The sequence below is a fragment of the Bacteroidota bacterium genome (genome assembly GCA_039714315.1).
GTDB lineage: Bacteria > Bacteroidota > Bacteroidia > Flavobacteriales > JADGDT01 > JADGDT01.
Map to the genome: position 1 here is coordinate 1 of JBDLJM010000059.1, position 18,026 is coordinate 18,026.

Genomic DNA, 18,026 nt, shown 5'->3' on the forward strand with positions numbered 1-18,026 from the left:
AGGGTTCGATTCCCTCCCAAGGTACAACGACGTTGTATGTCAATGAAACGAATAGCCTTTAAACACTGCACTTGCAGGAGTTTGAGGGTTTTTTTGTTTATACAAAGATTGGATTTTAGGGATGTAAAAAATATGGATAATGATTGGGGATTATGCACCGTGAAAATATCCCTATTCCCTTTTCAAGTTGACAATATTGAAGACTATCAATAAGTAAATCCATATGCTCATTTTTGTAAAAACGTCAACCCATTCAACCACAGTAAAACTTACATAGTATACTCCTTCGGAATTATGGAATTTATAGTTTCTGCTTATGGATTAAAAATAGTATTTATTTATGAAGAGTAGAATCCTTCACGATGTAATCGTGCGGTAGTGGGAACAATTAATAGGCATTAGCCGGGCTTGAACCTAAAGGTTTTGGATGTTTATTTGCTAAAAATACGTCTTCTGTTTGTTTGATAATTATTAACTTGTATAACTGCATGCTTTACAAATAAAATTAACATCTGTTAAATCACTTAAAGCATTAATAAAATAAAGGCAGGAAGGAAACAGGTTTACATTGTACTATCAAAGTACTCTATTAAAATAAACGATATGAACCATAAGGCCGAATTTTATAAAAAACTTCCCTCTGGCTATATAAAATGCTTGTTATGTCCTCATTATTGTGTTATTCCGGAAGGGGGAAAAGGCATTTGTTCAGTTAGGAAAAACGAAAAAGGAACCTTAATTGCCGGGAGTTACGGAGTGGTTTCTGCTATGCACACAGATCCCATAGAAAAGAAACCACTATATCATTATAAACCCGGGAGTAAAATATTTTCCATAGGTTCTGTTTCATGTAACATGAAATGCATATTTTGTCAGAACTACGAAATATCTCAGGAATTCGACAAATATTCTGTATTGCCAAGATACAGTCCCGGTGAGGTAGTTAAAAAGGCGCTAAATCATAAAGAAAATATCGGAATAGCATTCACATATAACGAGCCAACAATATTTTTTGAATTTATGCGTGATATTTCTGTTCTGGCACACAAAGAAGGTTTAAAAACTGTCATGGTAACAAATGGTTTTATTAATCAGGAACCATTATATGAACTAATGAAGTTTATTGATGCTTTTAGTGTTGATCTTAAGGCATATACCGGGAAGTTTTACAAAGAAATTTCTGAAGCCGGGCTTGAACCTGTAAAAGAGACTTTAAAAACCCTGAAACAACATAATAAATTTTTTGAAATAACCTACCTTGTAGTTACGGATCTAAACGATGATCCCGATGACTTTACAAAGATGATAGACTGGATCTACAAGGAGTTAGGAGATGATATCCCTCTACATATTTCGAGATATTTTCCTTATTATAAGCTTGATAATGATGCTACACCCCTTGAAACTCTGTCAAATCTGTTCAGAATAGCTAAAAGCAGGCTTAAATATGTTTATTTGGGAAATGTTCTATATGGATTTGAAGGTATTAACACCAATTGTTACAAATGTAATTATGAGGTTATTACCCGAAACGGTTATGATGTTACTATAAATGGCTTAGATAAAGCAGGGAATTGTAAAAAATGCGGCACATTTTTATCGTTCGAGATGTGAAAATTTACTGTAATAATACCAGTTATAAATTAAAATTATTGGACAAAATAAACTCAATTTTCTTTCCAGTAAATTTAAATCACAACTGGTATAACTATAACATAAAACATTAAAATACTCAGGCATTAGCCCGAAACTTAAAAGTTATGAAAACCAGAAAACCGGCAGTTGATGGCAGTTTTTATCCATCTGAAAAAGATAAATTAAATGAGGAAATTATAGAGTTAATAAATACAGAGCACAAAGGTTTTAATAGTTTGCCTGAAAATAAAACCCTTATTGGAGGCATAGTTCCACATGCCGGAATCCAATATTCCGGTCGTGAGGCTGTTCATTTCTTTAATTTAGTAAAACAAACAGGAATAAAATACGACACCTTTGTAATTTTACATCCTGATCATTCGGCTTACGGACCTGATATAGCCCTCGACGATAACGACTATTGGGAAACACCGTTGGGAAAAATAGAGATAGATAGCAGTATGGAAAATCTGCTAAATATAAGAAAGTCGGCGAAATCTCATGAATTTGAACATTCTGCCGAAGTAATGCTCCCTTTTCTTCAGTATTTTCTCGATTATAAATTTAAGATACTTCCTGTTATTATCGGCAGGCAAAATATTTCAAATGCCAAACTTGTTGCCGGAGAAGTGTTCAGGGCGGCAAAAGAGCTTAAGAGAAAAATTCTTATAATTGCCTCCAGCGATTTTTCACATTATGTTACTCCCGAATATGGCGAAAGAATGGATAATCTGGTCATTAATGAAATATCGCGCTTTGATTCAGAGAGTATTTATAAAGTGGTTTATGAAAATAATATATCAATGTGCGGATACGGTCCTGTTATGGGACTTATTGAATATTCGCTTTTGTATTCTCAAAATCCTGAGTTCAAGATCTTAAGAAGGGGACATTCGGGTGAAGTAGCTCCAATGAAAGAGGTTGTTGACTATGTTTGTGGCATAACTTACTGCGATAAAGCATAACACAGCCGAAAGGTTTATAAATTTCCCGACCTGCATATCGTCTTCTTACTCTATTTATTTGTTGTCTATTGCGATACAATCGCTCGGTTGCGGTGTTTGCGGGGGAAAATATCATGTGTTACTATATAATGATAGCCTGTCACATAATATCCACCATAATCAACAGGTCGAGGAAGAAATATTAATTGCATTTAAAAAAAGGGAAGTAGTGGTAAACACTAACTTCCCTTCTTGTATTAGTATATAATGATATAAAAATCAGAATTTCATTTTCAGTTCTAATCCATACATTCTGTAAGCAGGTGGAGATGCAACAAATTCAAAGTTTCCGGCTCCAATTAAATTGTTTGCATAAACTCCGATATCCAAGTGTTTCCAAACTTTATATCCTGCATTTATGCTTAAGTAAGTTCCTCCCAGCGGACCGTAATTCCATTGTACTCCAACTCTTTGACCTTCAACTACAGGATCTCCTCCATAAGTGAGGTCCTCATTTGTTGCGGCAGAAACATTATTTCCCGAAAAGAAATCATACTTCTGAACAAATCTTGTCATCACAGAACCGTAGAATTTGCCAAAGTTAACACTGTAGGTAATACTTATCTTGTTCTTAGATGTATTGATTGGTAAGTCGGTTTGTGTAACCTTCCCGTCACCGTTACCGTCATTATTTATATCCTCGGTGTCGAGTTTATAATCGAAGAATGAATAGTTAAGTTTGATATTCATGTTGTCGTTGATATAATAATTAAATCCGATATCAGAACCGTAGGTGTCAACATTACCATAGTTGAAGTAGGTTAGTATATATCCTTTGTCTATCTGAGTGAAGTCGGAAAGAGGTTTATCTCCTTTGTGAGTTACGCCAATTACGGGCAGAAGAGGACTTAAGAAATCTTTAGATTTGTTGTAATATGCATTAACGTCGATAAAAAGTCTCCCTTTAGCCAGGTGTCCTTTGTAGCCAACTTCAAATGTTTGTACCGTTTCAGGTCGTAGAGGATCAACTTTCGATCCGTCTGCTTTGGTGAATCCATCGGCATTTCCCAAACCTATACCTCCCATAATTTTCATATGAGTGTTTAATACAGTTGGAGTGGCAAACCCTTTACCATAAGTTATTCTCCATGTCCCTTTGTCGTGGCTGTAGGTGATTCCTGCTTTAGGCAAAATGTTAAAATCGAATACGTTGTGGTAATCTCCTCTGGCAGCTGCAATTGCCTTAAATCCTGATTCTCCAAAATCGTATTGCAATTGTGAGTAAACACCAAGTTGTTGTATTTCAACCGGGCCATCTTCATCAAGCAATACAGTTCCGTCACTACCTGCCAAATCTCTTTGATATTGTGTACCTACTACTAAATCTAAATTACCCCATTGATTGTTGTATTGTAATTCTGCATTTAACCGCTGAGAATTGTCTTTGTAGTTGGCAGGAAGTGGTCCTTCAAGCGACATTTTTGCCATTTGCTTTTCATCGGGAAGAGGTATTCCCTGTGCTTCGGCTGTCATTGCTATCAGACTTGTATTTATTGTCCTGTTACGCAGGTTAAATGCCAGATCAGCGTGTGTCCATGTATTGTAAACCTGAGCAAACCAGTTTTTGGTAGTTAGTTTTAATTGCATGAAGGCTACTTTATAATCATCGTACTGTGTTCTTCCAATATTTGTCGGCATTACGTAGTTAGATATACTTCCTCCTGAGATAAATCCGATTTCAGTATCTTCATTCGGTCTGTAGAAAACAGAAGCACTTCCTTTAGCGAAAGAAACATCTTTTTCAAGATATTTTTCAGGCTGACTAATTACCATAGCTCCGGCCGGTACTTGTGGAACATAAGTATGCACGTCGAAAATTACTGAATCTGTGAATTCATTTTCCCTGCCCTGAGTGTACTCACCGGTAACTTTATAAGCCCATTTGCCAACTACATCGGCATGCCTTAGGCGTGTGCTTAATAATTTGTTGGTTCCGGCACCGAGAGTAAGGTTGGTTCCCTGATAATCATAAGGCGATTTAGTTACTGTATTTATAAGTCCGTTTAGAGAGTTAGGACCATATAGAGCAGAAGAGGGACCCAATACAACTTCAATACGTTCGATATCTTCTTTAATGACCGGGCTTTGAACTCCCATCGGCAGTCCCGAGATAATCATTGATGATATTCTGTTGTCGTCTAATTGGAGCATTTTTGGGTTGAATGCACTATTAAATCCTCTTGCATTTATTACCTGATAAAAAGCTCCTGTTCGAGAAACATCAACTCCTTTCTGCTGTGCTAATAATTCTGTAGGGCTTCCTACGAACTTATCAAGTTGTCTTGTGTTTAATACATTAATAGTTACGGGTGATTCAGTGATTTTTTCCATTCTTTTTGAACCCGAAACAACAACTTCTTCTAAAACCTGGTTACTCCTTTTTATAGAAATTACTCCTATTTCAGTAGTTTGATTACCATTTACCTTAACAGTAGTTTTATAGTCTTTATATCCTATGATAGATACTGTTAGTTCGTATTCTCCATCCTTCAACACATCCATAGTAAAGCTACCGTGGTCATCACTTACCACCCCTTTTGATAAACTTTCAATAAATACATTAGCAAAAGGAACCCCCTTACCGGCCTGATCTATAATTCTTCCTTTTATCTGATTTTGTGAAAAAGAAAGCAAAGGAATAAGCGCCATAAGAAACACTGTGAATATTCTTTTTTTCATAATTAAAGATTATTAGTTAGTATAATTTAATTCAGGTGAAAGATTAGCTTTTAAATAGTGATTTAATATACTGTAATATTCAACTTTGACATCTACATATAGACATATATAGTTAAGTCAATGTGTTAAATATAGAAAATAAATTGAAACATGAGATATGTCATGATAGGGAATAATAAGATCGGATAATATATTTGCGAAAGTTGGTAATATTTAATGTATGTACAGGGTGTGAACAGTTGTTTTTCAGGCAATTATTTACAATAAAAAAAGGTAAAAAGCTTATTCCGAAAACTTCTCACCTTTAACTTTACAGTTTTATTTATTATGAATTTTACTCAAAACATCTTCTGTATTCCGAAGGTGTTTTACCCGTAGTTTCTTTAAAATAATGATTAAAATTTGCCAGGTTTTTATAACCACAGTCGTAACAAATCTGGGTAATGGTTTTATCTGTTTCTATTAACATCTTAGTAGCCATTTTTATGCGAACGTTTTTCACATATTGCATAAATGGTGAGTTTGTTTTCTTTTTAAAATATCTGCAGAACGAAGTAGGAGCCATTGCCACATGGCTGGCAACTTCTTTTAGTATAATTCCTTCCTGGATATTTGTGAAAACAAACTCATATACTTTGTTAAGTTTCTCTTTATCTTTATCTAATTTCGGATTGTGTTCGGTTTTTAATGATAAAAATTCAATATTGTCGAAGTGGAGCAAGTGATTAAAAACCTTTAATAGTTGAATATATTTATCCAGCCCCTTTAAATTAGCAAGTATTTCAATTTCTTTTCTTATTTGGACGAGTTTTTTTCCTTTAAACTGTATACCTACATTAGCCTGATTTAATAGTTCTTTTATTGAGTTTAATTCCGGAATCCTGAATATATCAGTGTCTACAATATTTTCATAAAAGTGGGTTGTGATAGATGTTGGTGTCTCGTTTTTTTCTTTATCCAGTAATTCCCAACTGTGAGCCAGATTCGGCCCTAAAAGTACTAAATCATTATTCTTAAAATTAGATATATTATCTCCAACTATTCTCCGACCAACTCCCGATATAATCATATTTAATTCAAAATTCTTATGAGAGTGTATCTGATGATCATTATAATCCAGCTCTATTTTTCTGGAAATAAATGATTGCTTTTCCGGAACAGAGATTCTTTCGTATACTATTTCCATAGTTGAATGTTTGAACAGGTTAGAGTAAGGCTTGATTGTAAGTAAATATATAAAAAAATGTAACAACATCGATATTCGATAAATACAATACATTAATTATTAGCATAAACTAAATTAATATTAACTTTAAATATTGATTTAAGTCCTTTGGGTATAGGTGTTCCAAGAATTATGTATTCTTGGAAAAAGAATATGTTGTAGAATAAATAAATTGTAAATAATACATTAGTTTCTACTAAAATATAACAATCTATTATTCCGAAAACGTAGTTTATTTGTAATTATGATTATCATATGAGGTTAATATCCTCTGATTTTATAATTAAGATTTAACTACAATAAATTGATTATGGGAAATATTTTAAAAGGAATCATTCCGCCTGTAGTAACACCATTGTTAGATGATGGAGTAACCTTAGATGAGGTAGGTTTGCAAAATATTATAGAACATTTAGTAAAAGGAGGAGTTCATGGATTATTTATGCTCGGTACTACGGGTGAGGGATCCAGTTTGTCGTACGATCTGAGGAAACAATTATTAGCTAAGACACAAGAGTTTGTTGCGGGACGAATACCTGTATTGGCAGGTGTTACTGATACATCTTTGGAAGGAACTCTTGAAATTTCCAATTTTGCAAAGTCAATAGGAATTGATGCTGTTGTAATAGCTCCACCATATTATCTCCCTATTTCTGAAAAAGAATTTGTCAATTTCCTGGAAGATTTTATCCGTCAAACAGATATTCCATTCGTATTGTATAATATGCCAAGTTGTACCAAAATGCATATGTCGCTTGATTTGGTAGAACAAGCACATAGATTGGGAGCTATTGGCGTAAAAGACAGTTCAGGAGATATGAACTATTTATATTCGTTAATTGACAGGTATAAACACGATGACAATTTTTCGGTATTGGTAGGAACTGAATTGTTTTTGCCTGAAGCCGTTTTAAACGGCGGTGATGGCGCTGTTGCAGGGGGAGCCAATATGTTTCCTGAATTATTTGTAGAGCTATATGAGGCAGCAAAAAACAATGACAGGGGAAAAGTAAAAGTACTAAGAGATAAAGTATTATGGCTATATAAAACAATATATAATGTAGGAGATGATACTTCCCGTTTTGTAAAAAATACTAAAACTGTTCTTATGGCAATGGGAGTGTGTAATAATCAGGTTGCATCACCGCTATATCGTTCTAAAAAAGAAGAAATAAGTAAGCTGGAAGAGTACCTCAAAGAGTATAATTCGGGCTTAGTAACAAACGGAGAAAGTTAATTAGAATATGAGTTACTCACTTGGAGCTATTGATACGATCATTATTGGAGTATATGCGATGATTCTCATTGTAATGGGGTGGTATTTTTTTCGGCGAAGCAAAACATCGGAGCATTTTATGGTAGCCGGGCAGAGTATCCCCGCATGGGCTGCCGGAATAGCTGTAATGAGTACATATACAAGTAGTATTTCTTATATTGCTGTTCCCGGAAAAGCATTTGATTCTAACTGGCATCCGTTGATTTTTGCATTGTCGGCAATCCCGGTAACCTGGTTTGTTACGGCAGTAGTAATACCTCATTATCGGAAAAACAATATTATTTCGGTATATAATTATCTGGAAGAAAAAATCGGAGGCTGGGCCAGAGCCTATGCTGCCATTTCCTTTGTGCTTTATATGATTGGGCGTACTGCCGTTATTCTATATCTTTCTTCTTTATTATTGAGCGCATTTCTCGACGTTGATATTCAAAATGTGATTATATTAATTGGTATTGTTACAATTATCTATACTTTAATGGGAGGAATGGAAGCTGTAATTTGGACGGATGTAATGCAATCTGTAATTATGGTTGGGGGTATTTTGTTTGTAGTGGCAATTTTATCATATGATGTGTTTTCCGGAACTGATAGTGTGATTCAGCAAGCGTATTATGGCGGGAAGTTTAGTTTTGGAGATTCTACTTTTTCCCTAAGTAACCGTACAATTTGGGTGATGATTATTTATGGTGTTACAGAAAATATCCGGAATCTTATCGCCGATCAAAATTATACCCAAAAATACTCTTCGGTAGGAAGTGAAAAGGAAGCAAAGAAGTCTGTATGGGTGGCAATGCTTATTTATTTGCCCTTAACCGCAATATTCCTGTTTGTAGGAACTGCCTTGTTTGCTTTTTATTCTGATGGAGTTCATCAATTGGGTGCAGAGATAACAAAAGGAGATCAGGTATTCCCGTATTTTATTGCGACAGAATTACCCGTTGGATTAAAAGGTTTGATTATCGCCGCTATTATTGCCGCTTCCATGAGTACTGTAGATTCGGCACTGAACAGTTCGGCTACTGTGCTCTATGTTGATTTTTATAAAAAATTTTTTAAAGGTGATTTAAGCGAAAGGCGAAGCTTGGTATTTCTACGTTCAGTAACAGTAATATGGGGAATATTTGGTATTGCCTTTGCCGTTACATTAATAAATGCTAAAAGTGCTCTGGATGTTTGGTGGGAAATTTCAGGAATTTTCGGTGGAGGGATATTAGGATTATTCCTATTGGCCCTTTTTAATGCTAAATTAACTTTCACTCAGGGTATTACTTCAGTATTATTCAGTATCATGGTTATTATATGGGCGACATTTATGCATAATCTGTCACCGGAATATACATGGCTTGAGAGTGATTTTGATCCGATATTAATAGGAGCAGTAGCTACAGGGGCTATGATATTGATTGCTCTGATATTTGTTGTATACAATAAATATAAAACATTGATAGAAGGTGAAAAACAAGAAATATTTACTACTAAATAATTTGCAACTATGCTTAAGAATAGATATTCATTTGCTTCGGTTATTCTAATTGTCATCATATTATTTATTTATCTGTTTGGGCACAATGATATATATATACAAAATGCAATAACTCTTGAACCGGCAACAGATTTTGGTGTAGAAATATCAATTTGGAGAATTTTGTTTGAGCCGATATTAGGGGTGATGCTTTTTTTGCTCAGGTCACAGGCATGGTTAGCAGAACCTTTTTACATGTTTGTGTGGTTTTTTGTAGTCTATCTGCTTTATTCGGTTTATTATACATTTCGAATAGCTGAGAGTAATAAAATAGTAGTATTCCTGCGAAAAATGCTACTGGCTCCGGCATTCTTAATTTTTTATATCGCATTTATCCTAATAATTGTAGTTGCGCCATTACCGGCAAATAGAATAGTAAATAATGCTGAAAATACTATATTAGTAAATACACATAGTCATAGCGATTACAGTCATGATGGATTAATTTCGCAGGAAAATCTACGAAAATGGCATAAACGAAATAATTTTGATGCTTTTTTTATTACAGATCACGGACATCACAAGAATACTTTAGAATACGTAAACTATCTCAAAGAAAAAGATGATACAGACTTGCCGGTGGTCATGGTTGGAGAAGAATACTCCGGTTCCAATCACATTACAATACTTGGACTTGACAGAGATTTTGATACGAAAGGTTACAGCGATGCCCGTGCAATTGATTCTGCCCATGCTCAAAATGGAGTTGCAATAACAGCACATTGGTTTCAGGGTGAAAGAAATTCATTAGAGTATTACAGAGATCAGGGTGTTGACGGTTTTGAGATAGAGAAGCAGGGTAAGCATATTACATATAACAGAGATACTTATGCAAGTATTAAATCATTTGCAAGTGAAAATAATTTGATAATGAACGGAGCTGTTGACTATCATGGTCATGGTGAAGCTTGTTTTGTATGGAATGCTTTTGAAATACCGGGTTGGAATGATCTCAACTATGAAGAGAAAGAAGAGTCAATACTTTCTGTTATACGTAACAGGGAACAGGATAAGCTGAAAGTGCTGATTTATAGAGATAGAGAATATTACTACAGTGATTATTTGTGGTTTAGTCCGGTGTTGAATTTTTACTCTTACTTCCGTTCACTTAATTTTTATCAAATATTATCCTGGATAGTTTGGATAATTGTGATGAACTTTATGATGAGAAACGTAAAAATAACAAGCTATAGTTTTACAAATTCAGTATTGATAAAATCACTGTTCCTGTCTTTATTTATCTTATTACTTGGGTTAAATTACAGGTTGAGAATACCGGGAGTATCTCCTCCAAACGAGATATATGAAGAATATAGTAATATCATGCTGATACTAGGGTTTGCTGCTATATTATACTTCGGAGTAGTATTATTTTATAATATTAGAAAAACTAAATCATGAATTATAAATTCAGGAAGCTTTTTATAACGGGTATCATCAGTGTATTTATAGTGTTTAATTCTTGTGATTCAGGTGATGAACCAAAAACAAATGATGCCGCAATGACACAGGCGGAAAAACTCGGATTTGAAAAGGGGAAAAAGATACTAATTATTCATGCCGATGATATTGGTATGTGTGAAGAGGCTAATATAGCAGCAAAGCAATACTTAGGTGAAAATCAAATTCAATCAATATCATTAATGGCACCTTGTCCTGCAGTGGATGAAATGACGGAATGGCTAAAAGAGAATAAGGGTTTTGATGCCGGAATACATTTAACCTTAACAAGCGAATGGAAGACTTACAGATGGTCTTCTGTTACCCCAAAAGAGCTTGTCCCCGGTTTGATTGATGGTAAAGGTATGCTGTGGCCCGATGTTCTTTCAGTTGTTGCGAATGCTCATGTGGTGGAAGTAGAAAAAGAAATCAGGGCCCAGATAGATAAAGTGATTAATAGTGGTTTTAGGCCAACTCATTTAGACTCCCACATGGGAACTGTTTTCGCACATTACAGTTTTTTGGATGTTTACCTTAAAATTGCTGAAGAGTACAATATTCCGGCAACAGTACCTGATTTGTCAAAACCTGAATTGGTAGAGTATTATAAGGAAAAAGGATTTCCAATAAATGAAGATTATATTAAAAGAGTTGTTCAGTATGAAATGCCGAAATTAGACAATTATTTAACTGTCCCGGAGGGTAATACTTATGAGGAATTAAGAGAGAATTTCTTAGGAGAGCTTAGCTCGTTGGGGCCCGGAATAACGGAATTTTATTTTCATCCATCCGCATATAGCGAAGAACTTAAGGAGATTACCAATTCTTGGCAGAGAAGGGTTTGGGAAGCCGAACTGTTTAGTGATCCTTTAGTTCATAAATTCTTTGAAGAAAATAATATTGGATTTACTAACTGGATAGAAATTATGAGTTTACATAAGACCTGATTAATTTTTGTGTTAAGATTGTATTGTTTATAGGGTAATATATAATATGTTATATATGTATATATTATATAAATTTGGTTTGATCCTAAGTTATAATTATTACCACCTGTTTAAATAATTATTAACATTTCAAATTAACAAATTATGAACAAACAGAAAATCGAACTTAAAACGAATGGTTTTATGTTGAAAATTTGGACATTGTTACTGCCCTTGATTACGTTGTTTTCGGGGGTTTATGCGGTTACTCCTCCGGGAGCGGTACGTTATGTTTTAGATGAGCCAACAATTAATGGGCACGCCGGGTATATGGTGGCAGCAGATGTTAGTGGTGCATTAGATAAGGTACTCTTAGTAGTGTCGGGGTTTGATACTAAAAATGAAACTCGTCCGGAAAATGAGTTGGATGACTTGGGAACAACATTACAGAGCAAATTTGACGAACTGTCAGCAGATGGTTGGGATGTAATGTATTTTGAGTATGTTGATGGTGGAATAGTGTTGGAGCACAACGCCGAAAACCTTGCACACTTTATTAGATATCTAGATAGTTTTGGATCAGATTATCACTTAGCGATTGTTGGAGGATCGATGGGTGGAATTGTTACGCGTACTATGTTTGTACAGGAGAATAGTAATATGGGAGTTGAAACTTATGTTTCACTCGATTCTCCTCATCATGGTGTTGTATTTAGCAATTGGATAGAAAATACAGGAATTGACAACATATTAGTAACACAATTCGATAATGCTCCGGCAGGTTTGCAAATGTATGCAGGATACCCGGATTTTGATGCTCATTACGGTTGGTTGAGAAGTGTGGAGGCATCAAATGGCTTTATGGAAAATATTATAGACCCCATGAATACATGTGCTATTGCATTGAGTAATGGAGAAGAACAATGGGCGATTAATTGGGCTGATATTTCGCTTCATAACAAATGGTATGGGGTATCATCGATTATTGTAGCCGAAGGGCAAACATCAACATATATGCCTTATCATTCTGTTGTAATGATGGATGATTGGTCTGTAGATACCAAAGTGAGATGGAATCAGAATAAGTATACCTATAATAATACTTCTACAAGATATTTTGATACTAAAATTCAGAACCCTGCAGATGAACATGCAGGACCTGATTATGCAATTATTCAGGCTATGGATTATGTTGTTAGTGTTTATCAATAAAAAGATAAGTTATGAAAAATATAAAAAGAATTTTTTCATTTGTATTGCTGGTAGCAATATTTATGTCATGTGCAAAAGAAACAGAAAACAATACGGTATTGCCGGAGATGAAATTTGAAACTGTTTTTGCAAAAGTCAGTAATGACGGTATGGTGAACTTTACAAACGTTTTTGATACTAAAACTAAGCTTGTAGAAGCAGATTTGTATTCTGTAGTTAGTTTTAACAAAAATGGAACTTTCTCTATCGATAATGAAAACCTCGGTAGTTGGAGTTTAAATGGTAATGAGATAGCTATTTCTGTTAAGTCGGGTGAGTCCTATACAGGAATTATTAAAGAGAATATGCTTTATGTAACAATGCATAATATTTCTGATGAAATTACCACATCAATAGAAATGCATTATCAAAAAAAATAGACTAAATAATCAATAAACACAAGCGTGATAACAACAGTTTTTCACGCTTGTTTTTTTTAATGATAAGTGATGAGATATATTGTTTTACTTTTTATTGTTGCGATATTAGTTCAGGGATGTAATAATAACAAGGCGGAGGATCTGACTAAATACGTCAACCAGCACATTGGGGGAGTAGGTCATCTACTGCATCCAACATATCCGGTTATTCATTTACCTAATCAAATGATACGTATGCATCCTGCCAGTTTGGATTACCTAGATGATAGGATAAGGTATTTTTCATTATCTATGATATCACACCGTGAAGGAACACTTTTTGGAGTACTGCCTTTATCAGGAAAAATAAGCGACAGCATATCGAATTACCAGATTTACGATCACGATTTAGAGGAAATCACCCCGTATTACTATAAAAACTATTTTGTAGAATCTGATATTAAAAGCGAATTTACCATTTCAGAAAAAAGTGGCATGTTTAGGTTTAGTTTTCCAAAAACCAAGGACAAATGTCTAAAATTACATATAAATAACAGTGGTTATTGGAAAAGTGAAAATCCTAATACGATAATAGGAATAGAGAATTTTAAAGGGATGAAGGCATATGTTTATGGTGAGTTTGATAGTGATTGTAGTATAAAATTTAATGAGGAAATAGAAGTAAACAAAAGAAGAAATACGCAAAGGACACAAGCTAATGCCTGGTGTAGTTTTGATAATGAAACTGTGAAGTTTAGATATTCTATTTCATTTATTAGTTTCGATCAGGCAAAAAAGAATTTGTCTGCGGAAATTACCGATTGGAATTTTGAAGATCTAAGATCAAAAGCAAACAAAAAATGGAATAGTAGACTGGGGCTGATAAAGGTAGAGGGAGCTGATGAGGCTCAAAAGAAGGTGTTTTATACAGCATTGTCGAGGTATTATGAGCGCATGGTTAATATAAATGAACAGGGAAAATATTACAGCGCTTATGATAATAAGGTTCATAAAGCAGAACGTGATTTTTATATAGATGATTGGGTTTGGGATTCCTATGTGGCACAGCATCCATTACGAATGATCCTTGATCCTGAGCAGGAAGCAGATATGCTGAATTCATATGTTGAAATGTATAAGCAAAGTTCGTGGATGCCACAATTTCCATTGTTATTTGGAGATAAAGCTGCGATGCACGGATTTCATTCAACAGTTGTTTTTCTTGATGCCTATCGAAAAGGGATTAGTAATTATAATATAGAAAAATCATACGAAGGTTTGAAGAAGAATGCCGATATGGCAACTATGCTTCCTTGGGCAAATGGAGAAAAAACGCAACTGGATGATTTTTACAGAGAAAATGGTTTTTTTCCTGCTTTAGACCGTGGAGAAGAAGAGTTTGAGGAAAAGGTACACTGGTTCGAAAAACGCCAGAGTGTCGCAATTACAATGGCTCACAGTTACGATGACTGGGCATTGGGAGAGCTGGCAAATGAACTGCATAAAACAGAAGATTTTAACTATTACAACAGCCAGTCTAATAATTATAAAAATCTATATAATTCGCAGGAAAAACTTATGTGGCCCAAAAACTCTTCGGGCAATTGGATAGATATTGATCCAAAGTTTGATGGAGGACCAGGGGGGAGAGATTATTATGACGAGAATAACGGTTATACTTATGCCTGGCAGGTTCAGCACGATATTCCCGGATTGATTGATCTGATGGGAGGTAATGAAGAGTTTGTTAGAAATCTCGATAATTTATTTCACGAAGATTTAGGGAGACGAAAATGGCAGTTTTGGGCAAAATTCCCCGATTCCAGCGGAATGGTGGGGCAGTTTTCAATGGGAAATGAGCTGAGCTTTCATATTCCGTATCTTTATAACTATGCAGGAGCACCCTGGAAAACACAAAAACGAATTCGCCAATTACTGGATGCGTGGTTTCAGGATAGTATTTTTGGTATCCCCGGCGATGAGGACGGAGGAGCTATGTCTTCTTTTGTGGTATTTTCGATGATGGGATTTTATCCTGTTACTCCAGGTTTGCCAATATACACAATTGGTAGTCCTGTTTTTGAGAAAACAACAATTGATTTGCCAAACGGTAGGAAATTCAAAATAATCGCAAAAAATTATTCGGAAAAAAATAAGTATATTCAGAGTATAAAACTCAATGGGAAAGAATACAATAAATTCTGGTTTTCGCACGATGATATTCTTGCCGGTTCAACTTTAGAACTTGAAATGGGAGAGTATCCAAATAAAGATTTAGGACTTAATGTAGAGTATAAAATTAACATAAATGACAGCAAGGATTAATACCATAGGAGTAATTATTATTTTATTCACTTTTACATTAAATGTTTATGGTCAGGGCGAAGCACCACAAGCCCCTAAAGGTTACTTAAGCAATACAACGTTGAAAATATCATATGCCCTTGGAAGACTTAAATTGATTGATAAAAAACCGGAACTGCCATCAAATATTAAATCCTACAAAAATATTATATACTCCGTTACCGAAAATGATACCTTAAGGCTGGATATATATCGTCATAAGGAGATTAAAGGGCTAAGGCCATTATTAATTTTTGTGCATGGTGGTGCATGGAGAAAGGGTAAGAAAGAAGATTATTTACCATATATAATTCCTTTTAGTAAAAAGGGATATGTATGCGCAAGTATTTCATATAGTTTATCTCCTAAAACTCACTTCCCGCAGGCGGTTTCAGATGTGAAAAATTCAGTAAACTGGTTATTGGAAAATGCTAATGAATATATGATTGATACCGGTAAAGTAGCATTAATTGGCGGGTCTGCCGGGGGGCATTTGTCTTTAATGACAGCATATGCGTACAAAGGTTCTGTAAAACCTGTAAAGGTTGTTGTTGACATATACGGACCGGTTGATTTAACAACTGAATTTGCAAGAGGTAATAAAAGCGTAATTGAATTTCTCGGAGAAGATTTCACCGGAAATGAACGGTTGTACAAAGAAGCCTCACCAATAAATTATATAACATCCGATGATCCTCCAACCTTAATATTTCACGGAACGATAGATGATGTTGTACCGGTAAGTCAATCGGATATGTTAAAAAACGCATTGGATGCTAAAGGTGTAATAAACGAATACCACAGACTGAAAGGATGGCCACATACGATGGATTTATCTAAAGAGGTTAATGACTATATGCTGTATTATATGGGTGATTTTTTTGATAGATATTTAACACCAAATAAACATCAAAATACCCTGTAAAATCTTTCTCTTTTTAAATTATTCATGAATTTATTTTTTTTTGTGTTCATGAATCACTTCACTTATTTGCTTAAACTAAAAATACTTTGATTTTAATAGTGCATTAGCTACGCTGAACCTAAAGGTTTCTGAAATTCATTTGGTATAAGAGAATGATTATCTAATAACTTTCAGGTTACAACAACATCAGTATTGTTTATGGGTTGATTTGTAGAATGTTACCAAGTTTAGATAGAATATTTTTAATTTAGTAGTAATTCTTTTATAGATGTTTATATTTTATATAGCTTTAGTAATATTATGACACATTATAAAGTGTTTTAAAGAAAAATATAACATGTAATTAACAACCTACTTTATAAAAAAAAAGTATATGAAAACAAAAATCTTTACTTTATTGGCAGTCCTGTTTACAGGAATGTTGTTTGCATAACCTGATCCGGGAGCTATAGGTCCCGATACTCAAACTGTTTATTATGATCAAATTCCTGCAGATTTCACAAATGAGCAATCTGCAAGTGGAGTTACGGGTACTTTGTCTTATAGCTGGGAATATGGGATAATAGGTTCATTTATGAAAGATTTTGATGATGAAAAAGAAGAAAGTTTATCTCCTGACTTTACACTGGGAGAGGCCGGACAATTTGTAGTAACTTATAATTTAAGTGACTGGCCGGTAGAATTAGATGTAGTAAGAAAGGCAACTGATGATAATGGTTCTGCAACAACAGGAGTTAAAGTAGTAGTAAATGAGGATAAAATAATTACTTCAGAAGGTGAAATTTCTAACGGTGGAACCTTGGAAAATCCAATAGAGGTAGCATTAGATGCAATTCCAGTTTCGGTAACATCGGTAGAAGATGCAGTAATTAATTCTGCAATTGCTACATCTTTGGGTGAATATGGCTGGGAAGTAAAACATAGTCCGGGAGGAGATCCTGATGGTATAGAATGGGTAGCGTTTGAATGGGGAGATATAGTAAATTCTCTTAGTTCTAACGAGCTGGTTTTTAAGAATGGATTTGATGTATTGGGTGATATTGTTAAGGTTGGGGATAAAATAGAGCTTCGAAGAGCAAGGGTTAAAGTAGAATTAAGCGGCGGAGAACAGGTTTATGCCAGAAAAAAGACAGAAGAAGCTGTTTTCGAAATTACTGCTCCTTTGGCAATACAGGATATTGATATAAGTTCTGTTAAAATGTTCCCTAATCCGGCAATAAAATCAGTAAATATTGCTGCTAAAGGATTTGAGAACGTTGAAATATTTAACGCATTAGGTCAGTCAGTTACAAAACTGAAAGTTGCTGAGCAAATGTCAATAAATACATCCTCTTATGTAAAAGGAGTTTACTATGTTAAATTTACTTCAGAAAAAGAAACAATAACAAAGCGACTTATTATAAAATAAGAAGAAATCTTATACTTAAAAATGCCTGAA

General features: G+C 34.5%; 13 protein-coding genes. 11 read left to right on the top strand and 2 right to left on the bottom strand.

Going from position 1 to position 18,026, the window contains the following annotated elements; all coding sequences use genetic code 11:
- Positions 1-603: 603 nt before the first annotated feature.
- Positions 604-1,614: an AmmeMemoRadiSam system radical SAM enzyme gene (gene amrS, locus ABFR62_07545; protein MEN8138269.1), complete on the top strand. Its 1,011-nt coding sequence runs from the start codon at positions 604-606 to the stop codon at positions 1,612-1,614.
- A gap of 146 nt (positions 1,615-1,760) precedes the next feature.
- The gene (gene amrB / locus ABFR62_07550) at positions 1,761-2,600 is read left to right on the top strand and encodes an AmmeMemoRadiSam system protein B (protein ID MEN8138270.1); all 840 of its coding nucleotides are present in this window, start codon (positions 1,761-1,763) and stop codon (positions 2,598-2,600) included.
- A gap of 258 nt (positions 2,601-2,858) precedes the next feature.
- On the opposite strand, the gene ABFR62_07555 is transcribed toward amrB, so the two are convergent.
- Both ABFR62_07555 and ABFR62_07560 read right to left on the bottom strand, forming a co-directional pair.
- Positions 2,859-5,318: a TonB-dependent receptor gene (locus ABFR62_07555; GenBank protein ID MEN8138271.1), complete on the bottom strand. Its 2,460-nt coding sequence runs from the start codon at positions 5,316-5,318 to the stop codon at positions 2,859-2,861.
- 334 nt (positions 5,319-5,652) lie between these two features.
- The gene (locus tag ABFR62_07560) at positions 5,653-6,504 is read right to left on the bottom strand and encodes an AraC family transcriptional regulator (protein ID MEN8138272.1); all 852 of its coding nucleotides are present in this window, start codon (positions 6,502-6,504) and stop codon (positions 5,653-5,655) included.
- A 349-nt stretch (positions 6,505-6,853) separates the two neighbouring features.
- On the opposite strand from ABFR62_07560, the gene ABFR62_07565 reads away from it, so the two are divergent.
- The 9 genes from ABFR62_07565 to ABFR62_07605 all read left to right on the top strand — a co-directional run bounded on the left by ABFR62_07565 (position 6,854) and on the right by ABFR62_07605 (position 17,996).
- Positions 6,854-7,780 (top strand): dihydrodipicolinate synthase family protein, encoded by a 927-nt coding sequence (locus tag ABFR62_07565; protein ID MEN8138273.1) that lies wholly within the window; start codon positions 6,854-6,856, stop codon positions 7,778-7,780.
- A gap of 7 nt (positions 7,781-7,787) precedes the next feature.
- Positions 7,788-9,305 (top strand): sodium/solute symporter, encoded by a 1,518-nt coding sequence (locus ABFR62_07570; protein ID MEN8138274.1) that lies wholly within the window; start codon positions 7,788-7,790, stop codon positions 9,303-9,305.
- 9 nt (positions 9,306-9,314) lie between these two features.
- Positions 9,315-10,745 (top strand): PHP domain-containing protein, encoded by a 1,431-nt coding sequence (locus ABFR62_07575; protein MEN8138275.1) that lies wholly within the window; start codon positions 9,315-9,317, stop codon positions 10,743-10,745.
- Entirely contained in the window at positions 10,742-11,731 is a 990-nt protein-coding gene (locus tag ABFR62_07580) for a polysaccharide deacetylase family protein (protein ID MEN8138276.1), read from the top strand. The genes ABFR62_07575 and ABFR62_07580 overlap by 4 nt, the downstream gene beginning before the upstream one ends.
- Positions 11,732-11,875: 144 nt before the next feature.
- Positions 11,876-12,922 (top strand): hypothetical protein, encoded by a 1,047-nt coding sequence (locus ABFR62_07585; GenBank protein MEN8138277.1) that lies wholly within the window; start codon positions 11,876-11,878, stop codon positions 12,920-12,922.
- A gap of 11 nt (positions 12,923-12,933) precedes the next feature.
- Positions 12,934-13,341, top strand: coding sequence for a hypothetical protein (locus ABFR62_07590; GenBank protein MEN8138278.1), 408 nt, complete (start codon positions 12,934-12,936; stop codon positions 13,339-13,341).
- Between the two features lie 69 nt (positions 13,342-13,410).
- On the top strand, positions 13,411-15,645 hold the full coding sequence (locus ABFR62_07595; protein ID MEN8138279.1) for a GH92 family glycosyl hydrolase: 2,235 nt from the start codon (positions 13,411-13,413) through the stop codon (positions 15,643-15,645).
- Positions 15,629-16,588: an alpha/beta hydrolase gene (locus ABFR62_07600; protein ID MEN8138280.1), complete on the top strand. Its 960-nt coding sequence runs from the start codon at positions 15,629-15,631 to the stop codon at positions 16,586-16,588. Before ABFR62_07595 ends, ABFR62_07600 begins: the two co-directional genes overlap by 17 nt.
- A gap of 574 nt (positions 16,589-17,162) precedes the next feature.
- Positions 17,163-17,996, top strand: a complete 834-nt coding sequence (locus tag ABFR62_07605; GenBank protein MEN8138281.1) for a T9SS type A sorting domain-containing protein — start codon at positions 17,163-17,165, stop codon at positions 17,994-17,996.
- The last annotated feature ends 30 nt before the right edge of the window (positions 17,997-18,026 follow it).